Origin of the sequence: Pseudomonas sp. FYR_5 (genome assembly GCF_043106315.1) — a bacterium.
GTDB classification, from domain to species: Bacteria; Pseudomonadota; Gammaproteobacteria; order Pseudomonadales; family Pseudomonadaceae; genus Aquipseudomonas; species Aquipseudomonas putida_Y.
In genome coordinates, this window is sequence record NZ_JBICMK010000095.1 from 1 (window position 1) to 15,573 (window position 15,573).

At 61.3% G+C, this 15,573-nt stretch carries 13 protein-coding genes; 8 read left to right on the forward strand and 5 right to left on the reverse strand.

Annotated elements, in window-relative coordinates:
• Positions 1–253 precede the first annotated feature (253 nt).
• Positions 254–1,297 (forward strand): histone deacetylase family protein, encoded by a 1,044-nt coding sequence (locus ACF8RA_RS17595; RefSeq protein WP_392461481.1) that lies wholly within the window; start codon positions 254–256, stop codon positions 1,295–1,297.
• Positions 1,297–2,400 (forward strand): polyamine ABC transporter substrate-binding protein, encoded by a 1,104-nt coding sequence (locus ACF8RA_RS17600; RefSeq protein WP_176682919.1) that lies wholly within the window; start codon positions 1,297–1,299, stop codon positions 2,398–2,400. Before ACF8RA_RS17595 ends, ACF8RA_RS17600 begins: the two co-directional genes overlap by 1 nt.
• Before the next feature lie 31 nt (positions 2,401–2,431).
• Here ACF8RA_RS17600 and ACF8RA_RS17605 read toward each other — a convergent pair whose 3' ends face one another.
• Complete coding sequence (locus ACF8RA_RS17605; protein WP_392461479.1) at positions 2,432–3,961, reverse strand: PLP-dependent aminotransferase family protein; 1,530 nt, start codon at positions 3,959–3,961, stop codon at positions 2,432–2,434.
• Positions 3,962–4,050: 89 nt separating this feature from the next.
• Between ACF8RA_RS17605 and ACF8RA_RS17610 the strand changes: the two genes are divergently transcribed.
• From ACF8RA_RS17610 to ACF8RA_RS17620, 3 genes are read left to right on the forward strand one after another with little or no spacing between them, the layout of a single operon-like run.
• A complete protein-coding gene (locus ACF8RA_RS17610; protein ID WP_176682921.1) occupies positions 4,051–4,680 on the forward strand; it encodes an FMN-binding negative transcriptional regulator in 630 nt (209 codons plus the stop codon).
• Between the two features lie 11 nt (positions 4,681–4,691).
• Positions 4,692–5,138, forward strand: a complete 447-nt coding sequence (locus ACF8RA_RS17615) for a GNAT family N-acetyltransferase (protein WP_003253286.1) — start codon at positions 4,692–4,694, stop codon at positions 5,136–5,138.
• A gap of 7 nt (positions 5,139–5,145) precedes the next feature.
• Complete coding sequence (locus tag ACF8RA_RS17620; protein ID WP_176682922.1) at positions 5,146–5,817, forward strand: GNAT family N-acetyltransferase; 672 nt, start codon at positions 5,146–5,148, stop codon at positions 5,815–5,817.
• 92 nt (positions 5,818–5,909) lie between these two features.
• On the opposite strand, the gene oadA is transcribed toward ACF8RA_RS17620, so the two are convergent.
• Both oadA and ACF8RA_RS17630 read right to left on the reverse strand, forming a co-directional pair.
• Complete coding sequence (oadA, locus tag ACF8RA_RS17625) at positions 5,910–7,718, reverse strand: sodium-extruding oxaloacetate decarboxylase subunit alpha (protein ID WP_209969087.1); 1,809 nt, start codon at positions 7,716–7,718, stop codon at positions 5,910–5,912.
• An 11-nt stretch (positions 7,719–7,729) separates the two neighbouring features.
• Positions 7,730–9,145, reverse strand: coding sequence for an acetyl-CoA carboxylase biotin carboxylase subunit (locus ACF8RA_RS17630; RefSeq protein WP_003253279.1), 1,416 nt, complete (start codon positions 9,143–9,145; stop codon positions 7,730–7,732).
• Positions 9,146–9,334: 189 nt separating this feature from the next.
• On the opposite strand from ACF8RA_RS17630, the gene ACF8RA_RS17635 reads away from it, so the two are divergent.
• The gene (locus tag ACF8RA_RS17635) at positions 9,335–10,297 is read left to right on the forward strand and encodes a LysR family transcriptional regulator (protein ID WP_392461478.1); all 963 of its coding nucleotides are present in this window, start codon (positions 9,335–9,337) and stop codon (positions 10,295–10,297) included.
• Here the strand turns inward: ACF8RA_RS17635 and ACF8RA_RS17640 are convergent.
• Both ACF8RA_RS17640 and hexR read right to left on the reverse strand, forming a co-directional pair.
• Positions 10,239–10,457 (reverse strand): PA3496 family putative envelope integrity protein, encoded by a 219-nt coding sequence (locus tag ACF8RA_RS17640; protein WP_061405728.1) that lies wholly within the window; start codon positions 10,455–10,457, stop codon positions 10,239–10,241. The two genes, ACF8RA_RS17635 and ACF8RA_RS17640, sit on opposite strands and share 59 nt — an antisense overlap.
• A gap of 211 nt (positions 10,458–10,668) precedes the next feature.
• A complete protein-coding gene (gene hexR / locus ACF8RA_RS17645; RefSeq protein ID WP_003253273.1) occupies positions 10,669–11,535 on the reverse strand; it encodes a transcriptional regulator HexR in 867 nt (288 codons plus the stop codon).
• 103 nt (positions 11,536–11,638) lie between these two features.
• Between hexR and zwf the strand changes: the two genes are divergently transcribed.
• On the forward strand, positions 11,639–13,081 hold the full coding sequence (gene zwf, locus ACF8RA_RS17650) for a glucose-6-phosphate dehydrogenase (protein ID WP_176682925.1): 1,443 nt from the start codon (positions 11,639–11,641) through the stop codon (positions 13,079–13,081).
• A gap of 214 nt (positions 13,082–13,295) precedes the next feature.
• The gene (uvrD, locus tag ACF8RA_RS17655) at positions 13,296–15,482 is read left to right on the forward strand and encodes a DNA helicase II (RefSeq protein ID WP_176682926.1); all 2,187 of its coding nucleotides are present in this window, start codon (positions 13,296–13,298) and stop codon (positions 15,480–15,482) included.
• Positions 15,483–15,573: the final 91 nt, after the last annotated feature.

The following is a 15,573-nucleotide window of genomic DNA, read 5'->3' on the forward strand; positions in this document are numbered from 1 at the left end:
GTCACAACCTCTGACGCCCTGGTGGCCATTGTAGGAGCGGGTTCACCCGCGAAAGGGCAGGGCCTGCCGGCTAATGTCCAAAGGCCGTTCACCGTTGCCGCCACTGCCTTACCCGCGACGAGGCTGGGATAGGTCACCACCCATCTGGCCATAGACCTTGGCCATATCGATCCCCTTTTGGCCGTTTGCGTCGTTCTCCCCTGCCGATCAGCCCATGACAATGGACCCACGCCAGTCCCACCGGAGAACAACAATGCTGACGATCTATTCCGATGACCACCGCCTGCACCACGGCCGCTGCGAGCTGATCGATGGCAAGCTGATGCCCTGTTTCGAAATGCCTTCGCGCGCCGACCATGTGCTCGACCAGGTGAAAAAACGCAACCTCGGCGACATCCAGGGCCCGACCGACTTCGGCCGTGCGCCGTTACTGCGCGTCCACAGCGCCGATTACCTGGATTTCTTCGAAGGCGCCTGGGCCCGCTGGGCTGCACTGGGCCACGAGGGTGACCTGCTGCCCTTCACCTGGCCGGCCCGCACACTGCGCCAGGTCAAACCGACCGGCCTACATGGCGAACTGGGTTACTACAGCTTCGATGCCGGCGCCCCCATCACCGCGGGTACCTGGCAGGCTGCCTATAGTGCTGCACAAGTTGCCCTGACCGCCCAGGCAGCGATTCAGCAAGGCGCCCATGCGGCGTTCGCCCTGTGCCGTCCGCCAGGGCACCACGCTGCCGGTGAAGTGATGGGCGGCTACTGCTACCTGAATAACGCCGCCATCGCCGCCCAGGCCTTCCTCGATCAAGGCCGAAGCAAGGTCGCCATCCTTGACGTCGACTACCACCACGGCAACGGCACCCAAGACATCTTCTACAGCCGCGACGACGTGTTCTTCGCTTCGATCCACGGCGACCCGCAGGACGAATTCCCGTTCTTCCTCGGCTATGCCGATGAAACCGGCGAAGGCGCAGGCCAGGGCTACAACATCAACTACCCCTTGCCCGCCGGTAGCGACTGGGCCGCCTGGAGCGCAGCCCTGGAGGATGCCTGCAAGCGCATCGCCAGCTATGACGCCGACGTGCTGGTCATCTCCCTGGGTGTGGACACCTTCAAGGACGACCCCATCTCACAGTTCAAGCTGGACAGCCCGGACTACCTGGAAATGGGCAAGCGCATCGGCCAACTCGGCAAGCCGACCCTGTTCGTGATGGAAGGCGGCTACGCTGTGGAAGAAATCGGCATCAACGCGGTCAATGTGCTGGAAGGTTTCCAGCGCGCCCAGCCAGGAGCCCGATAATGGTCCGACTCAAGCGTCTGCTCGCCCCGTTCATCGCTGCCACCCTGTTCGCGGGCGCCCTGCATGCGCAAGCTGAGCAGCGTACCCTGCGTGTATATAACTGGTTCGATTACATCACCCCGCAGACCTTGACTGCCTTCCAGAAGGACAGCGGCGTGAAGCTGGTGTACGACATCTTCGACACCAACGAGGCGCTGGAGGCCAAGCTGCTAACCGGCAACTCCGGTTATGACGTGGTAGTACCGTCCAACGTGTTCCTCGCCAAGCAGATCGAAGCTGGGGTGTTCCAGCCGCTGGATCGCAGCAAGCTGCCGAACTGGCAACACCTGGACCCGGCGCTGATGAAGCTGATCGAAGCCAATGACCCGGGCAACAAGTTTGCCGTGCCGTATATGTACGGCACCGTGCTGATCGGCTTCAACCCGGCCAAGGTCAAGGCTGCACTCGGCGACAACGCGCCGGTGGACAGCTGGGACCTGATTTTCAAGGAAGAGAACATCGCCAAGCTCAAGCAGTGCGGCGTAGCCCTGCTCGACTCGCCGTCGGAGATTCTACCGGTGGCCCTGCAGTACCTGGGCTTGCCGCCGAACAGCGACAAGCCGGCCGACTACAAGAAGGCCGAGGCGCTGATGCTGAAGATTCGTCCGCATATCACCTACTTCCACTCCTCGAAGTACATGGCAGACATCGCCAATGGCGACATCTGCGTGGCGGTGGGCTACAGCGGCAGCTTCTCGCAGGCTGCCAACCGCGCCCGTGAGGCGAACAACGGCGTGGTGGTGGACATGCGCCTGCCCAAGGAAGGCGCGCCGATCTGGTTCGACATGCTGGCGATTCCAAAGGGCGCAGCCAACCCGGAGGATGCGCATACGTTCATCAACTACCTGCTGCGGCCAGAAGTGATTGCGCCGATCAGCGACTTCGTCGGGTATCCGAACCCGAACAAGGATGCGACCGACAAGGTGAATCCGACGATTCGCAACAACCCCAACCTGTATCCGACGGCAGAGGCGATGGCCAAACTCTATACGCTCAAGCCCTTGACGCGAAATGCCGAACGGGCCAGGACCCGCGCCTGGACGCGGATAAAGTCCGGTACCTGATGTTGAACCTGGGGCTGCTTTGCAGCCCCCTTCATTTTCTCCAGACTTTGCGTAGTTTCATCAAGGCCTCGGCTATCTCGCCCTCTGGCACCGCCGCAAAGCCCAGTACCAGTCCTGCCCGTTTATCCACAGACGCCTCACTGTCCGTCAACCAGAAACTGCTCAGTGGCGTCACCTCCACCCCCACCGCCTCGGCTTTGGCCACCAGCTCCTGTTCCCGAGTAAAGTTATCCACACCCACCTTCACATGCAGCCCAGCGGCCACTTCCGGCATTGCGCCCAAGCCCGGAATATCCACAGGCCAACCGGCCTTGAGCACATCGCGCCGCTTCAACGCCGCCTTGCGCATACGGCGGATATGCCGCTGAAAATGCCCGCGCGCCATGAACTCGGCCATCACGCACTGACTGCTGACTTCCGAATGCCGCACTGCCAACGCTCTGCCCTGGCTGAACGCCTGCACCAGCTTCGACGGAAGCACCAGGTAGCCCAGACGCAAGGCCGGGAAGGCTATCTTGCCGAAGGTGCCGACATACAACACTCGCCCGTGCCGGTCGAGCGCTGCCAGCGGGGCCAGCGGCGCACCGCTGTAGCGGTACTCACCGTCATAGTCGTCCTCGATGATCCAGCCGTCAGTGCGTTCAGCCCAGGCCAGCAATGCCAGGCGACGTGCAAGGCTCATGGTCACCCCGGTCGGGTATTGGTGCGCAGGCGTGACATAGGTCAGTCGGCAATTCGTCAACTGTTCCAGCCGGCTGCAGTCCAGTCCGTCTTCATCCACAGGCACGCCAACCACCCGGCCACCCGCGAGCGTGAAGGCATGAGCGGCCGCCCGATAGCCTGGGTTTTCCACAGCCACACCGTCGCCCGGTTGCAGCAGTAACTGTGCACAAAGGCTGATGGCCTGCTGCGCACCGCTAGTGATCACAATTTGTTCAGCCGTGCAGTTCAGGCCCCGCGAGCGTCGTAGGTAGGCCGCAATCAGATCGCGCAAAGCCGGCTCGCCTGCCGGATCACCATAGCCCAGTTGCGCAGGGCACGGGTTGCGCCAGAAACCCGCCTGTAGCTTGGCCCAGACGTCAAACGGGAACAGGTCGAATGCCGGAATACCAACACGAAAAGCACGCGGCGCACCGCTTCTGGGCGGTGGCAAATGGTTGCTTTTCAGGCGCTGCAGAGGCTCACTAAGAAGTCTTCCGCTGGATAAATCCTCAGTACTCTCTTCGCAAAATGTGGATAAACCTGTTGATAAACCCCGGGATAACCCTGTGGATACTTGTGTGGACAGTTTTGGCAGTCGGCTGACGTAAGTGCCATCCCCGACGCGGCTTTCGATGAAGCCCTCGGCATACAGTTGATCGTAGGCGCGCACCACGCTGTTGCGTGAAAGCGCCAACATGGCAGCCAGGTCGCGCGTGGCCGGCAGCCGCGTACCACTGCTCAGGCGTCCATCCAGTACCCGCGCTCGCAACGCCTGATATAGCTGCTGGCTAAGCCCGCGGCGGCGATCAAGGGCGATCCCGGCAGGGTCGAAAGGCAGTATGAGGGGGGACTCGCTCATGGTATTGGACCTATCAAAACAGGCAGTAATGGCTCTTACCCAGAACCAATAGCCTGCCTAGGATGGAGCCATTCGACAAGGATCCCGCCATGTACAACAGTAAGCCTCACCAGGAACACGACCTCACCCGCCTGCACCAGCACATGCTAGACACCCGCCTGGCCGTTCTGGTCAGTCAGGGCGAACAGGGCCTTCTGGCCACACACCTGCCGGTGCTGGTCGATACCGCCGAGGGTGATTTCGGCACTGTGTATGCTCACCTGGCCCGGGCCAACCGCCAATGGCAAGACCTGCAGCAAGGCGGCGAAGCGCTGCTGGTATTCCCCGGCGCCGATGCCTATGTCAGCCCCAGCTATTACCCAAGCAAGGCCGATAACCCCAAGGTGGTGCCGACCTGGAACTACCTGGCGGTGCACGCTTACGGCTCGGCCGAAGTCATCCATGAGGCCGAGCCGCTACTGGCTATCGTTAGCCGCCTGACCGACCGTCACGAACAGGGTCGCAGCGAACCATGGAAAGTCACCGACGCCCCTGCCGACTACATCGACGGCATGCTCCGCGCCATCGTCGGCATTCGCCTACCCATTGCGCGCCTGCAAGGTGCGCGCAAGCTCAGCCAGAACCGCTCCGGGCACGACATCGAAGGCGTGCGCGAAGGCCTGAGCGCCAGTCCCGATCAACTGGACAATCAACTCGCGGCGCACATGCGCCAACTCTGAAGGAATAGCCCATGCCCAACCTTACCCTGCGCCCTGTCACGGCCCAAGATCACGCAGCCTGGCACGCCCTGTGGCAGGCCTACCTGCACTTCTACGAGACCGAGCTGGCCGATGCCGTCAGCCTGAGCACCTGGCAACGCCTGCTCGACCCCAGCGAGCCAACCCATTCGGCACTGGCCTGGGTCGACGGCAAGGCGGTGGGGATGGTCAACTTCATCTACCATCGCTCCAACTGGAGCATCGAGAATTCCTGCTACCTGCAGGACCTGTATGTGGACAGCACGCAACGTGGCCTGGGCATTGGTCGACAGTTGATCGAGCACGTCTACACCACCGCCAAGGCCGACAACTGCATCAAGGTGCACTGGCTGACCCACGAAACCAACGCCACCGCCATCAGCCTGTACCAGCAGGTTGCCGAGCGCTCGGGTTTCATCCAATTCCGCAAAGGCTTGTAGGTCGAACATGACAGACGTATTGAACTGGAAACCCGCCGCAACCCCCAAGGCTGAGCCCATTGAAGGCCGCTTTATTCGCCTGGAAAAGCTCGATCCAGGGCACCATGGCGAAGACCTCTGGGAGGTGCTGCAGGGGCCGGCCTCCGATCCGGTGCTGTGGGACTACCTGCCCTACGGTCCGTTCGCCGAACGTGCCGCCTTTGACCGCTGGCTGGAAGGCAACGCAGCTGGCCGCGACCCGCTTTTCTACACCGTCATCGACCGCGCCAGTGGCCAGGCCCAAGGCATTCTCAGCCTGATGTCGATCGTGCCTGACCACGGCCGAATCGAGATCGGCCACATCGCCTTCGGCGCCGCCATGCAGCGCACGCCCAAGGGTACCGAGGCGGTGTACCTGCTGGGCAAGCTGGGCTTCGAGCTGGGTAATCGACGGCTGGAGTGGAAGTGCAATAACGCCAATGCCCGTTCCAAACGCGCGGCAGAACGATTCGGCTTCGTCTACGAAGGGGTGTTCCGCAAGCACCTGGTGGTCAAGGACCATAACCGCGACACGGCTTGGTACTCGATTACCGATGATGAATGGCCGGCGGTGGCTGCCGGGTTTGAGCGGTGGCTGAGTGAAGAGAACCAGCAACCGGGTGGCCAGGTGGAAAGCCTTGAGGTGTGCCGTAAAGGTTGAACGGTGTGCTGAATCAGAGGCTAGTGAATCCAGCACAAAAAAGGGGAGCATCCGCTCCCCAGAGGTTAACCACTTGTAGATGAGGGCTTAAATCAGCCCTCGATCTCGATCAGGATCTCACCTGGCGTCACGCGATCACCCTTGGCCACATGGATGGCCACGACCTTACCGGCGATGGCCGCCTGCACTTCGGTTTCCATCTTCATGGCTTCGGTGATCAAGACGGCCTGGCCGGCCTTGACCATGTCACCTTCCTTGACCAGCACATCAACGATGTTCCCTGGCATGGTGGTGCTTACGTGGCCAGGGTCAGTCGCTTGCTTGCGCTTGCTGCCGCCACCGCTGACGAACTCGTTGAGTGGCTCGAAGACCACTTCTTCCGGCATGCCGTCGATCGACAGGTAGAAGTGACGCTTGCCTTCGGCTTTCACGCCCACACCGGTGATGTCAACGCGGTAGGTTTCGCCGTGAACGTCGATGACGAACTCGGTCGGCACGCCTTCACCACCGGGCGCAGCCACGGCACCGGCTTCCGGAATCGGCAGCAGAACTTCAGGCGTCAGCGTGCCAGCTTCGCGTTCTTCGAGGAACTTGCGGCCAATGTCAGGGAACATGGCGAAGGTCAGCACGTCTTCTTCGCAACGGGCCAAGGTACCGATGTCGCTACGCAGCTTGGCCATTTCCGGCTTCAGCAGATCAGCCGGGCGCACATCGATCACGTCTTCGCTGCCGATAGCCTGGCGACGCAGTTGCTCGTTGACCACACCCGGTGCCTTGCCATAACCACCTTGCAGGTACAACTTCACCTCGTTGGTGATGGTCTTGTAGCGCTCACCAGCCAGCACGTTGAAGAACGCCTGGGTGCCGACGATCTGCGAGGTCGGGGTGACCAGCGGTGGGAAGCCGAGGTCTTCACGCACACGCGGGATCTCGGCCAGCACTTCGTTCATGCGGTTGAGGGCGCCCTGCTCCTTGAGCTGGTTGGCCAGGTTGGAAATCATGCCGCCCGGTACCTGGTTGACCTGCACGCGGGTGTCCACCGTTGTGAACTCGCTTTCGAACTGGTGGTACTTCTTGCGCACGGCGTAGAAGTACAAGCCGATTTCCTGCAGAAGCTCCAGGTCCAGGCCGGTGTCGAACTCGCTGCCCTTGAGTGCAGCAACCATCGACTCGGTACCTGGATGGCTGGTGCCCCAGGCGAAGCTGGAGATGGCAGTGTCGATGTGGTCGGCGCCATTTTCCACTGCCTTGAGCTGGCACATGGCAGCCAGGCCGGCGGTATCGTGGGAGTGGATGAACACCGGCAGCGACTGTTCAGCCTTCAGCGCCTTGACCAGTTCGCCAGTGGCGAACGGGGTCAGCAGGCCAGCCATGTCCTTGATCGCCACCGAGTCGCAACCCATGGCTTCCATCTGCTTGGCCTGCTTCACGAAGGCTTCGATGGTGTGTACCGGGCTGGTGGTGTAAGCGATGGTGCCCTGGGCGTGCTTGCCGGCGGCCTTGACCGCTTCGATGGCCACGCGCAGGTTACGCACGTCGTTCATGGCGTCGAAAATGCGGAACACATCGATGCCGTTGACCGCAGCCTTGGCGACGAAGGCCTTGACCACGTCGTCGCTGTAGTGGCGGTAGCCCAGCAGGTTCTGACCGCGAAGCAGCATTTGCAGGCGGGTGTTGGGCAGCGCCGCGCGCAGCTTGCGCAGGCGCTCCCACGGGTCTTCCTTGAGGAAGCGCACGCAGGCGTCGAAGGTGGCACCACCCCAGACTTCCAGCGACCAGTAGCCGACCTTGTCGAGCTTGTCACAGATCGGCAGCATGTCTTCGGTACGCATGCGGGTGGCCAGCAGGGACTGGTGGGCGTCGCGCAGGATCGTGTCGGTTACGTGAATTTTCTTGGACATTATGGGGTTCCTCACAGGCCTGCGTGGGCGGCGATGGCGGCAGCGATGGCCAGGGCCAGCTCTTCGGGTTTGCGCTTGATCGAGTAGTTGGTCAATTCAGGGTGGCTTTCGACGAAGCTGGTATTGAACTGGCCGCTACGGAATTCCGGATTGCGCAGGATTTCCTGGTAGTACGCGGCGGTGGTCTTCACCCCTTGCACGCGCATGTCGTCCAGGGCCCGCAGGCCGCGGTCCATGGCTTCTTCCCAGGTCAACGCCCACACCACCAGTTTCAGGCACATGGAGTCGTAGAACGGCGGAATGGTATAGCCGGTGTAGATCGCCGTGTCGGTACGCACGCCCGGGCCGCCGGGGGCGTAGTAACGGGTGATCTTGCCGAAGCTGGGCAGGAAGTTGTTTTTCGGGTCTTCAGCATTGATACGGAACTGCAAGGCGTAGCCACGGTGCTGAATATCTTCCTGCTTGACCGACAGTGGCAGCCCCGAGGCAATGCGGATCTGCTCACGAACGATGTCGATCCCGGTGATTTCCTCGGTGATGGTGTGTTCCACCTGCACCCGGGTGTTCATTTCCATGAAGTACACTTCGCCATCGGCGAGCAGGAACTCCACGGTACCGGCGTTCTCGTAATTCACCGCTTTGGCCGCACGTACCGCCAGGTCACCGATGTAGGCACGCTGTTCGGGAGTGAGCTGTGGGCTGGGGGCAATTTCGATGAGCTTCTGGTTACGGCGCTGGATAGAGCAGTCGCGCTCGAACAGGTGCACTACGTTGCCGAAGCTGTCACCGAGAATTTGCGCCTCGATGTGCTTCGGGTTGACGATGCACTTCTCCAGGAACACTTCGGCCGAACCAAAGGCCTTGGTCGCCTCGGAAATGACCCGCGGGAAATTCTGTTCCAGTTCTTCACGGCTATTGCAACGGCGAATACCGCGACCGCCACCACCGGAGGTGGCCTTGAGCATCACCGGATAACCGATGCGGTCACCTTCGCTCAGGGCTTCATGAATATCGGCAACGTTGCCTTCGGTGCCCGGGGTTACCGGCACACCGGCGGCGATCATGGTGCGGCGCGCTTCGGTCTTGTCGCCCATACGGCGGATCACGTCGGCGGCCGGGCCAATGAACTTGATCCCGCGCTCGGCGCAAATCTCTGCCAGTTCGGCGTTTTCCGAAAGGAAACCATAGCCCGGGTGCAAGGCATCACAGCCGGTTTCCACAGCCAGGTTCACCAGCTTGCGCGGGTTCAGGTAACCGGCCAGCGGCTCGGCACCGATGCTGTGGGCTTCGTCAGCGCGCTTGACGTGCAAGGCATGCCGGTCGGCGTCGGAAAAGATCGCTACCGAGCGAATGCCCATCTCGGCGCAAGCACGCACGATCCGAACTGCGATTTCACCTCGGTTGGCGATCAGGATTTTTTTTATCACTGGAGTCTTCCCAAAGCCGTAGGAACAGTCGAGCCGGTTCTACCGGTCGGCGCGTGACCAGACGTTGCTGGCCAGTCGCGTAATCACCCTAGCGCTGTAGGTCGATAAACAAAAATCAATATTTGTTAGAGGCTGTATTAGTAAAAGCTTATAGTTGGGTAACAGGGTGTTGCCGAGGAGCCGATTAAAATGCGTAAGTCCTTGATGCGTATGACATTGCGTCAACTCCAGATCTTCAATGAGGTGTGCGATTTGCGCTCGTACAGCCGTGCTGCGGAGGAGATGGCGCTGACGCAACCCGCCGTTAGTCTACAGATCCGCCAGCTTGAAGAGCTGATCGGCCAGCCGCTGTTCGAGTACGTGGGCAAGAAGCTCTACCTGACTGAGGCGGCCGAGGCCCTTCAGCGCGCCAGCCACGATATCTTCGGGCGCCTGGAAAGCCTGGACATGCAGCTTTCGGACATGCAGGGCTCATTGCAGGGCCAGTTGAAACTGGCGATCGAGTCCAGTGCCAAGTACTTCGTGCCACACCTGTTCGCCGCCTTCAAGCAGCGTCACCCGGAGGTCAACCTGACCCTGACGGTAGTCAACCGCGCCCAAGCCATCCGCCGCCTTTCCGATAACCGCGACGACCTGATCATCATGTCGATGGTGCCGCAAGACATGGGCCTGGAGTTTCTGCCGTTCCTCAACAATCCGATCGTTGCGGTGGCCCCGCCGCAGCACCCGCTGTGCAAGCTGGAGCATTTGCGCATGCAGGACCTGGAGCCTCATACCCTGTTAATCCGCGAGCAAGGTTCGGGAACACGCAAGGCGTGCGAAGAGTACTTCAAGGACAAGCGCGTGCATTTCGCCCAAACGCTTGAAGTAGCCTCGGCCGATGCCCAACGCGAATGCGTGATCGCCGGCTTGGGGATCGCCCTGCTGACCCGCCATGCAGTCAACCTGGAACTGGCCACCGGGGTGCTGAAGGAATTGCCGGTCGAGGAACTGCCGCTGTACCGTAGCTGGTGCGTGGTGCAGGCCAAGGCCAAGCGACAGTCGCCGGTGGCCTTGGCATTTCTGGCATTCATCCGCGGCGAACGTGCGCTGATCAGCGCGCTTGTTGAACGTTTTTCGGGGAAGTTGCCGCCGACGACTGCCATACCGTGAGTGCTTGCAGCTCAGGGTAGTCCGCCAGGTCGCGGAGCAGTTGACGTTGGTCGCAATAGCTCTCGATCGCGCGGCGGTATTCCATACGGCGCTGATCCTTTTCCTGCTGCTTGCGAGCCTTGGCGTTGGGTTGGTACGTACCGTCGAAGTCACGAGCCATTGCCTCTCTCCCAGATAGGATGCGGGAGTTTCAGACTGGCCTTGATGGTTTACCGTTTTGCGGTGGAATGGTGACAGAATCGTGAATTTTCACTGCCTGTACCGGCCTCTTCGCGGGCTTGCCCGCTCCCACAGGAATGGCACCGATTTATACAGGTGCACAGTACCTGTGGGAGCGGGCAAGCCCGCGAAGAGGCCAATACAGGTTGAATTCAGTCGTCTGTAGCCTTGATCGATTTGGGCGACAGACGCAAGCTGCGCAAGCTGCGCTTCACGCTCTTCAGGTGGTTGACCAGGCTTGGCCCGCGCGCCATGGCAACGCCCATGGCCAGCACGTCGATCACCACCAGATGGGCAATACGCGAGGTCAGAGGGGTGTAGATCTCGGTGTCCTCATGCACGTCGATCGCCAGGTTGACCGTCGACAGCTCGGCCAGCGGCGTCTGGCTGGGGCACAGGGTAATCAGGTTGGCGCCGCTCTCACGCACCAGGTTGGCAGTGATCAGCAGGTCCTTGGAACGGCCCGACTGGGAAATACACACCGCCACATCACCCGGTTTCAGGGTAACCGCCGACATCGCTTGCATGTGCGGGTCGGAATACGCTGCCGCGCTGAGCAGCAGGCGGAAGAACTTGTGCTGGGCATCGGCTGCAACCGCACCGGACGCGCCAAAGCCATAGAACTCTACCCGCTGCGCCTGGGCCATGGCGCTCACTGCTTGTTGCAGCGCCTGCGGATCAAGGTGCTCGCGCACTTCCATCAGGGTGTGGAGGGTGGTGTCGAAGATCTTCAGACTGTAGTCGGCGACCGAGTCATCTTCGTGGATGGCGAACTGACCGAAGCTGGCCCCGGCAGCCAGGCTTTGCGCCAGCTTCAGCTTCAGGTCCTGGAAGCCCGAGCAGCCGATGGCCCGGCAGAAACGCACGATGGTCGGCTCACTGATACCCACGCTGTGCGCCAAGTCGGCCATGGAGCTGTGCATGACGGCAGCCGGGTCGAGCAGCACGTGGTCGGCCACTTTCAGTTCCGATTTGCGCAGCAGGTGGCGCGATTGGGCGATATGTTGCAACAGATTCACAGGCTGGACTCGGTTATGATCGGCTTGCCGGGTTGTAGCTTTCTTGTAGTTATACTACATGGACGCCAACCCGCCCAGTTAAACGAACGTGGAGAGTGGTGGTTTGACTATTCCTTGCGACATTCTGGTCTTCGGCGGCACCGGCGATCTGGCCCTGCACAAATTGCTTCCGGCGCTCTACCACCTGTTTCGCGAGGCCCGTCTGAACCCTGCCGTGCGGGTCATCGCACTGGCCAGGCGCAACCTGCCACGCATCGACTATCTGAAGCTCGCCGAACGCCATTGTCGGGCGCAGATTGCCCGCAGTGACTTCGACGAAGAGGTGTGGCAGCGGTTTTCCGCACGTGTCGACTACTTCCCGATGGATGCTTCACAGAGCGCCGACTTCGGCCGCCTGGCACGCTACCTGGGCGAACCCGGTGGGCTGACGCGCATCTTCTACCTGGCCACCGCCCCCAACCTGTTCGTACCGATTGCCAACCACCTGCGCATTGCCGGACTGGCCGACACCGAAGCGCGCATCGTGCTGGAAAAGCCGATCGGCCATTCGCTGGAATCAGCCACTGCCATCAATGAAGCGATTGGCACGGTGTTCGAGGAAAGCCAGGTGTTTCGCATCGACCACTATCTGGGCAAGGAAACCGTGCAGAACCTGATGGCCCTGCGTTTTGCCAATGCCCTGCTGGAGCCAGTGTGGCGCAACAACCAGGTCGACCATGTCCAGATCAGCGTTTGCGAGACGCTGGGCGTAGAAAACCGCGGTGCCTACTACGACCGCGCCGGGGCTATTCGCGACATGCTGCAGAACCACCTGCTGCAACTGCTGTGCCTGGTGGCCATGGAGCCACCCGCGCAGTTCGAGGCCGAAGCGGTACGCGACGAAAAGGTGAAAATCCTGCGCGCCCTCAAGCCGATCACTGGCCAGGATGTACAGGACAAGACAGTACGCGGCCAATATGGCGCCGGACGTATCGGCGGCCAGGAAGTGCCGGCCTACTACTTTGAAAAGGATGTCGACAACGACAGCGATACCGAGACTTTCGTGGCCATCGAGGCGCACATCGACAACTGGCGCTGGGCGGGCGTGCCTTTCTATCTGCGCACCGGCAAACGCATGGCGCGGCGCGCTTCGCAGATCGTCATCCAGTTCAAGCCAGTGCCTCACGAACTGTTCAGCGGCGGCCAGGTCAACCAGCTACTGATACAGCTGCAACCGGACGAACGCATCAGCCTGCGCATGATGACCAAGAGCCCAGGCAAGGGCATGCGCCTGGAACCCGTGGAGCTGGACCTTAATCTGGCCCAGGTGTTCAGCCAGACTCGCCGCTGGGAAGCCTACGAGCGTCTGCTGCTGGATGTGCTCGAAGGTGATTCGACACTGTTCATGCGCCGCGATGAAGTGGAAGCAGCCTGGGCCTGGGTAGATCCAATCATCAAGGGCTGTGAAGAACACTTCCAGGCACCCCGCCCCTACCCGGCTGGCAGTTTCGGGCCCGAGCAAGCCAACAGCCTGCTCGCCAGGCATGGCAGGCGCTGGCATGGCTGAATGACCTGCGCGATGGCGCGACCTTTAATCTGAAACAGCAGCAGATGAAGTTCGAAGGTGCGAAATCCATAACGTGAAGGCCATCGACTGACCATGCCTCCGCCAGCTTGCGCAGGCCGTGACCTGGCCTCGGGCCGATGAGCGGGATGCAGCCAGGTGAATATTCATACAGTAGATATTTGCCCCTTACCCGGCATCGCCCTAGAATGGCCCGATGCGCACAGACGACCTCTCTCTCCTGCTGAATTCCCTCAACGATGCCCAACGCCAGGCCGTAGCGGCCACGCTCGGGCGTCAACTGGTGCTTGCCGGCGCCGGTTCCGGTAAAACCCGCGTGCTGGTACACCGCATCGCCTGGCTGATCCAGGTCGAGCAGGCGTCGCCGCACTCGATCCTGTCGGTGACGTTCACCAACAAGGCCGCGGCAGAAATGCGCCAGCGGATCGAGCAACTGCTGGGCATCAACCCGGCAGGCATGTGGGTCGGTACCTTCCACGGCCTGGCCCATCGCCTGTTGCGGGCCCACTGGCAGGAAGCGCGGCTGGTGCAGAACTTCCAGATCCTCGACAGCGACGACCAGCAGCGCCTGATCAAGCGGGTGATGCGCGAGTTGGGCCTGGACGAGCAGAAGTGGCCGGCACGCCAGGCCCAGTGGTTCATCAACGGGCAGAAAGACGAAGGCCTGCGCCCGCAGCATATCCAGGCGGGGGGCGACCTGTTCCTGGCGACCATGCGCGAGGTCTATACGGCCTACGAGCAGGCGTGCGAGCGCGCCGGTGTCATCGATTTCTCCGAGCTGCTGCTTCGCGCCCTGGACCTGTGGCGTGACCACCCGGGCCTGCTGGAACACTATCAGCGACGCTTCCGCCACGTGCTGGTGGACGAGTTCCAGGATACCAACGCCGTGCAGTACGCCTGGTTGCGCCTGCTGGCACGCGGCGGCGACAGCCTGATGGCGGTAGGCGATGACGACCAGTCGATCTACGGCTGGCGCGGCGCCAAGATCGAAAACATTCACCAGTACACCGCCGACTTCCCCGACGCCGAAATGATCCGCCTGGAGCAGAACTACCGCTCCACCGGCGGCATCCTCAAGGCGGCCAACGCGCTGATCGCCAACAACAGCGGGCGCCTGGGCAAGGAACTGTGGACCGACATGGGCGAAGGCGAACCACTGACCCTGTACGCGGCCTACAACGAGCACGATGAAGCGCGCTATGTCGTGGAAACCATCGAGAGCCTGGTCAAGCAGGGTAATGCGCGCAACGAGATCGCCATCCTGTACCGCTCCAACGCCCAGTCGCGAGTGCTGGAAGAAGCCCTGCTGCGCGAGCGCATCCCCTACCGCATCTATGGCGGCCAGCGCTTCTTCGAGCGCGCCGAAATCAAGAATGCCATGGCTTACCTGCGCCTGATCGAAGGGCGTGGCAACGATGCCGCTCTGGAGCGGGTGATCAACGTGCCGCCGCGCGGTATTGGCGAAAAAACCGTCGAAGCCATCCGCGAGCACGCCCGCCACAGCCAGCTGTCCATGTGGGAGGCCATGTGCCAGCTGCTCGCCGCCAAGGCCCTGAAAGGCCGCGCTGCCAGTGCCCTGGGGGCCTTTATCGAGCTGATCGAGGGGCTGGCCGCCAAGGTCGTGGACATGCCGCTGCATACCATGACCCAGACCACCATCGAACAGTCCGGCCTGATCACCTATCACCAGGAAGAAAAAGGTGAAAAGGGCCAGGCACGGGTAGAAAACCTTGAGGAACTGGTCAGTGCGGCACGCAACTTCGAGTCCACCGACGAAGACGCCGACCTGTCCCCGCTCTCGGCCTTCCTTGGCCACGCCTCACTCGAAGCTGGCGATACTCAGGCTGACGAGCATGAAGACAGCATCCAGCTGATGACCCTGCACAGCGCCAAAGGCCTGGAATTCCCCTATGTGTTCCTGGTGGGCATGGAAGAAGGCTTGTTCCCGCACAAGATGAGCCTGGAAGAACCCGGCCGCCTGGAAGAGGAACGACGCCTGGCTTATGTAGGCATCACCCGCGCCATGCGCCAGTTGGTCATGACCTACGCCGAAACACGCCGCCTTTATGGCAGCGAGACTTACAACAAGGTGTCGCGTTTCGTGCGTGAAATTCCGGCAGGCCTGGTTCAGGAAGTACGCCTGTCCAACAGCGTCAGCCGCCCGTTCGGCGGGGCCAAGACGGCCACCAACAGCAACCTGTTCGCCAATGCCAGCATTCCGCAGACCGCGTTCAACCTTGGCCAGCGTGTGCAGCATGCGGTATTCGGCGAAGGCGTAATCCTCAATTTCGAAGGTTCTGGCGCTCAGGCGCGGGTGCAGGTGAATTTTGCCGAAGGTAGTAAATGGCTGATGCTGGGGTATGCCAAGCTCGAGGCTATCTAAAGCCCACAAGGGTCGGGCCCCCAGCTTTGTAACATTCAGGCAAAAGCTCGAAACATTATGTCGCTGGTCATGTGCCCGGGAACCTGTGCAC

Excerpts from the sequence above, each read along its gene's own strand:
- ACF8RA_RS17595 (WP_392461481.1), top strand. The coding sequence starts at position 254 with ATGCTGACGATCTATTCCGATGACCACCGCCTGCACCACGGCCGCTGC.
- ACF8RA_RS17600 (WP_176682919.1), top strand. The coding sequence starts at position 1,297 with ATGGTCCGACTCAAGCGTCTGCTCGCCCCGTTCATCGCTGCCACCCTG.
- ACF8RA_RS17605 (WP_392461479.1), bottom strand. The coding sequence starts at position 3,961 with ATGAGCGAGTCCCCCCTCATACTGCCTTTCGACCCTGCCGGGATCGCC.
- ACF8RA_RS17610 (WP_176682921.1), top strand. The coding sequence starts at position 4,051 with ATGTACAACAGTAAGCCTCACCAGGAACACGACCTCACCCGCCTGCAC.
- ACF8RA_RS17615 (WP_003253286.1), top strand. The coding sequence starts at position 4,692 with ATGCCCAACCTTACCCTGCGCCCTGTCACGGCCCAAGATCACGCAGCC.
- ACF8RA_RS17620 (WP_176682922.1), top strand. The coding sequence starts at position 5,146 with ATGACAGACGTATTGAACTGGAAACCCGCCGCAACCCCCAAGGCTGAG.
- oadA (WP_209969087.1), bottom strand. The coding sequence starts at position 7,718 with ATGTCCAAGAAAATTCACGTAACCGACACGATCCTGCGCGACGCCCAC.
- ACF8RA_RS17635 (WP_392461478.1), top strand. The coding sequence starts at position 9,335 with ATGCGTAAGTCCTTGATGCGTATGACATTGCGTCAACTCCAGATCTTC.
- ACF8RA_RS17640 (WP_061405728.1), bottom strand. The coding sequence starts at position 10,457 with ATGGCTCGTGACTTCGACGGTACGTACCAACCCAACGCCAAGGCTCGC.
- uvrD (WP_176682926.1), top strand. The coding sequence starts at position 13,296 with ATGCGCACAGACGACCTCTCTCTCCTGCTGAATTCCCTCAACGATGCC.